4 protein-coding genes and 1 pseudogene are annotated in these 4,453 nt (G+C 69.8%); 3 read left to right on the top strand and 2 right to left on the bottom strand.

The features are described 5' to 3' along the window. The coding region (locus tag ACWDU1_RS30025; RefSeq protein WP_450003622.1) for an MBL fold metallo-hydrolase at positions 1-690 on the bottom strand (690 nt) is incomplete at its 3' end. A 230-nt stretch (positions 691-920) separates the two neighbouring features. On the opposite strand from ACWDU1_RS30025, the gene ACWDU1_RS30020 reads away from it, so the two are divergent. From ACWDU1_RS30020 to ACWDU1_RS30010, 3 genes are all read left to right on the top strand, one after another. Further along, complete coding sequence (locus tag ACWDU1_RS30020) at positions 921-1,571, top strand: nitroreductase family protein (RefSeq protein ID WP_450003626.1); 651 nt, start codon at positions 921-923, stop codon at positions 1,569-1,571. Positions 1,572-1,661: 90 nt separating this feature from the next. Then, positions 1,662-2,489, top strand: coding sequence for an NADPH-dependent oxidoreductase (locus ACWDU1_RS30015; RefSeq protein ID WP_450003624.1), 828 nt, complete (start codon positions 1,662-1,664; stop codon positions 2,487-2,489). Next, entirely contained in the window at positions 2,486-3,517 is a 1,032-nt protein-coding gene (locus ACWDU1_RS30010; RefSeq protein ID WP_450003620.1) for an aldo/keto reductase, read from the top strand. The genes ACWDU1_RS30015 and ACWDU1_RS30010 overlap by 4 nt, the downstream gene beginning before the upstream one ends. Before the next feature lie 17 nt (positions 3,518-3,534). Here the strand turns inward: ACWDU1_RS30010 and ACWDU1_RS30005 are convergent. Further along, positions 3,535-4,407 (bottom strand): annotated as a pseudogene (locus tag ACWDU1_RS30005) (LLM class flavin-dependent oxidoreductase); the annotation flags it as partial. Positions 4,408-4,453: the final 46 nt, after the last annotated feature.

Genomic DNA, 4,453 nt, shown 5'->3' with positions numbered 1-4,453 from the left:
CGTCGCGAGATCGCGCAGCGCCCCGGCGGCATCGCCGGTGAAACTCGAACCGTGCATCACCGCCAGGGTGGTGGGCTCCAGTCCGGCCAGCCGGTGCAGCGCGGCCGGGACCGCGGGCCCCAGGGAGGTCGCGTGGAAGACGTCCTCCGCACGCGCCGCGGGTCCCACCGGGTCCGAACCCGATACCGGCGGGCCGTCGCCGAGCTGGGTCATCAGGTCGCCGCAGAACAGCACCCCGGTGGTCTGTTCGTAGAGCACTCGCGCTTCCCAGTTGTGCGGCGCGTGCGGGGTGTCGATGTGCTGGATCCGGCGCCCGCCGATATCGAGGACCTCGCCGTCGTCGAGCCGGCGCGGCAGGCGGTCGGCCAGATCGTCGAGCGAGACCTGGCAGCCCAGTACTCCGTGCGCGACCGTGGCGTGCGGGGCGGCCGCCAGCAGGAGGTTCATCGCCCCGCATTCGTCGGCCTCGACATGACCGAAGGTGATCCAGCGCAGCTGTTCGACCGGCCGGATACGTGCGATGGCCGCCGAGACCTCGGGGAACAAGGCCCGCATTCCGGTATGGAACAGCAGCGGCTCCTCGGCGTCGACGAAGAATTGGTTGAAGGTGAATCCGGTGGGTCCGAGATCGGGAACGAAGGTGGAGAACCGGTAGATCCGGTCGGCGATCTCGTCTGTTCGGAGTTGCATGGTGAGTGTCCCGGGTAGATCCGGCCCCCGCTGCGGAATCCCCGGATCCGGGTGGATCGCCTCGGATCCGGGCGACGGAACGCACTGCCCTGTAGCGCCTCCTAGTCTACTGCCGCCGCCCGCGACCGCGGCCGGGTACCGCGCCTGCCGCCGTCGCCTAGCCTGGGCACGGGGCCGGACGCACCGGCCCCCGCTGCCGTACCCGAACCGCGGAAAGGGCCGATGTGCCGATAGAGCTGGAGTTGTCGACCGACGAACTGCTGTCCACCACCCGTGCCGTACGCAAACGCCTGGATCTGGACCGCGAGGTCCCGCTCGAGGTCGTGCGCGAATGCGTCGAGCTGGCGGTGCAGGCGCCCAGCGGCTCCAACAGCCAGGGCTGGCACTGGGTGATCGTCACCGATGCCGGGCAGCGCCGGGCGCTCGGTGAGCTGTACCGGCGGGCGTTCGAGCAGTACGCCGCGTCCGCCGCCTTCCCCGGCAACCGGGCCGGCGGCGATACCGCCGCCGATGCCACCCGGGCCCGGATCGCGAGTTCGGCGACCTACCTGGCGGAGAAGATGGGCGAGGTGCCCACGCTGCTGATTCCGTGCCAGGAGGGCCGGGTGGACGACGCGTCCAGTGTCCGCAGCGCCTCGTATTGGTCCTCGCTGTTCCCGGCGGTATGGAGCTTCTGCCTGGCGGCGCGCTCGCGCGGGCTCGGAACGACCTGGACCACACTGCATCTGCAATACGAGCGGGAAGCCGCCGAGATTGTGGGGATTCCCTACGACAAGGTTTCGCAGGGCGCGTTGATACCGGTCGCGTACACCCTCGGCACGGAGTTCAAGCCCGCGCCCCGCAAGGACCTGGACCCGATCATCCACGTGGGCGGTTGGTGACCCGGGTCGCCTCCCGGCGGCGGCGCGGATGTTGGACTCGAGGTGCGGCCAATGGCTGACCGGCCCGCCCGTGCGGGCGACGATGACCTCATGACCCAGACCGCGCCGTCTCCGGATCGGGTGGTGGCCGAGCGCTACCGCGATCCCGCTCCCGCCGCCCCCGCCGAATGGAACCAGGTGCTGCAGGTGCTGCACGAGCACCGGTCCGTGCGCCGCTATCTGCCCGAACCGCTGGCCGAGGGCGTGCTGGAACTGCTCGTCTCGGCGGCCCAGTCGGCGCCCACCTCCTCCAACCTCCAGGTGTGGAGCGTGGTCGCGGTACGTGACCCGCGACGTAAGGCCCGGATCGCCGCCCTCGCCGGCGACCAGGACCAGATCCGGCAGGCGCCGCTGCTGCTGGTGTGGACCGCCGACCTCGCCCGGCTGCGGGGTCTGGCCGCCGACCGGGGCGCACCGCTGGCGGGTGCCGACTATCTCGAATCGAGTTATGTCGCATTCCTGGACGCGGCGCTGGCCGCGCAGAACGCGGTGGTCGCGGCCGAGTCCCTGGGACTGGGCACCGTGTACATCGGTGCCATCCGCAACAATCCGGAACAGGTCGCGGCCGAACTGCGGCTGCCCGCGGGTGTGTTCGCGGTGGTGGGGCTGGTGGTCGGTCACCCCGATCCGGCCGAGGGCGCGCGGGTGAAACCACGCCTGCCGCAGGCCGCGGTACTGCACGAGGAGACGTATTCCGAAGCCGGGCAGCGTGAGCTGGTGAGCGAATACGAACAGCGCATCGCGCAGTTCTATGCCGAACAGGATCTCGCGCACTCCTGGTCGGAGCGGGTGCTGGCCCGGCTCGCGTCGGCGGAATCGCTGAAGGGGCGCGACCGCCTGCGCGAATCGCTGGCCGCCCAGGGCTTCCCGCTGCGATGAGCTACGGACCCCACGACCTGTCCTATACCGCCGCCGGCAACCGCTACGAGAGAATCCCGTACCGGCGCACCGGGAAATCCGGTCTCGACCTGCCGGCCTTCTCGTTCGGTCTGTGGCAGAAATTCGGCGCCGACTACGCCCCGGACACTCAGCGTGAGATCATCCTGCGGGCCTTCGATCTCGGTATCACCCATTTCGACAACGCCGACCGGTACGGCCCGCCACATCGCGCCGCGCAGCGGAATTTCGGGCGGGTCCTCGGCACCGATCTGGCTCGCTATCGCGATGAACTCGTTCTGTCGACCAAGGCCGGGAATCCGATCGGGCCGAGCCCCTATCTACGGGGCGGATCGCGGAAATCGCTGCTCACTTCGCTGGACCACAGTCTGCGCGATCTGGGTACCGACCACGTCGATATCTTCTATCACCACAGCCCCGATTCCGGAACGCCTCTGGAGGAAACGGTCGGCGCGCTGGTCTCGGCCGTGCACCAGGGCAAGGCGCTCTACATCGGTATCTCGAACTATCCGCCCGAGCGCGCGCACGCGGCCGCCGAACTGCTCCGCGCCGCGGGTGTGCCACTGCTGATCCACCAGACCCGGTACTCCATCTACGACCGGCGACCCGAACGCGACGGTCTGCTGGAGACCGCCGACGAGGACGGGTTCGGTGTCATCGTGTACTCCCCGCTGGCCCAGGGCCTGCTCACCGACAAGTACCTCGACGGTATCCCGGCCGGTGCGCGGGCACAGAACAGCACGTTCCTCTCACCGGATGTCATCGACGCGACCTACCGGGCACGGACCGCCGAACTCGCGAAACTCGCGGCGGCCCGCGGGCAGTCCCTGGCTCAGCTCGCCCTGCAGTGGGTGCTACGCCGGCCGGAGGTCACCTCGGCGCTGATCGGGGCCAGCAGTACCGCACAGCTCGATCACAATATCGCCGCGGTGGACTTCCCGGATCTCACCGATGACGAACTCGCGTCGATCGACGAGCACGGAATCCACGGCACCGGGCTGAATCTCTGACCCGGGCCGCACCCGGCTCATTCGCGCAGCAGCGGGAGGAGCCGGGTGCCCTGCCGCCGGATCTCCGGCAGATAGGGGGTATCCGACAGTACGAAGTGTGTGATCCCGAGATCCTGGTAACGGCGCAGCGATTTCGCGACATCCTCGGCGGAGCCCACCAGCCAGGTGGTGGCCGCGCCGCCGCCACCGACCCTGCCGGGAGCCGTATAGAGGTTGTCGTCGAGGACGTCGCCGCGGGCGGCCAGATCGAGCAGCCGCTGCTGACCCACCGCGGTGTGCCGGCGCGGTGCCGCTCCGGCCCGCGCGGCCATCTCGGCGACCTTCGCTTCCGCCTCCGCCCAGGCCTGTTCAGTGGTATCGCGCACGAACGTGGTGATCCGCAGGCCGAATTGCAGGGGTGGATGCGCGCGATCCAGTTCGTCGCCGAGGGCCCGCAACCGGTCGATCCGCTCGCGGACCCCGGACAGCGGTTCACCCCAGAACAGCTGTACATCGGCCTCGGTGGCGGCGACCCGCTCGGCGGCCGCCGAGGCACCGCCGAAGTACAGCAGCGGATGCGGCCGGCCGGGCCGCGCGGTGATCCGCGGTTCGACCGTGGAATCGGAGACCCGGTAGTACCGGCCGCGGTAGGTGACGTTCTCCTCGGTCCACAGCCGCCGGACCAATCGCATGAATTCGCGGGTGCGGGCGTAGCGGTCGGCCTGGTCGTCCTCGGCTTCGCCGTAGGCGGCGAGATCATCCTTCCCGGAGACGATATTGACGCGGACCCGGCCGCCGGTGAGGTGATCGAGACTCGCCGCGGCGGAGGCGAAATGCGCCGGCCGCCAGTAGCCGGGCCGGACCGCGATGAGCGGCTCGAAGGTCGTGGTCCGGGTGGCCAGAGCGGTCGCGGAACTATGCCATGTGGCGCGTCAGGCGCACCCGCCGGTCGCCCAG

It is taken from the genome of Nocardia sp. NPDC003345, from assembly GCF_053589395.1.
The sequence above is the reverse complement of the archived record's forward strand: the minus strand, read 5'-3'. Positions and strand labels throughout refer to the sequence as shown.

Bases quoted from the DNA above. Each gene is read 5' to 3' on its own strand.
- ACWDU1_RS30015 (WP_450003624.1), top strand. From the start codon at position 1,662: ATGACCCAGACCGCGCCGTCTCCGGATCGGGTGGTGGCCGAGCGCTAC.
- ACWDU1_RS30010 (WP_450003620.1), top strand. From the start codon at position 2,486: ATGAGCTACGGACCCCACGACCTGTCCTATACCGCCGCCGGCAACCGC.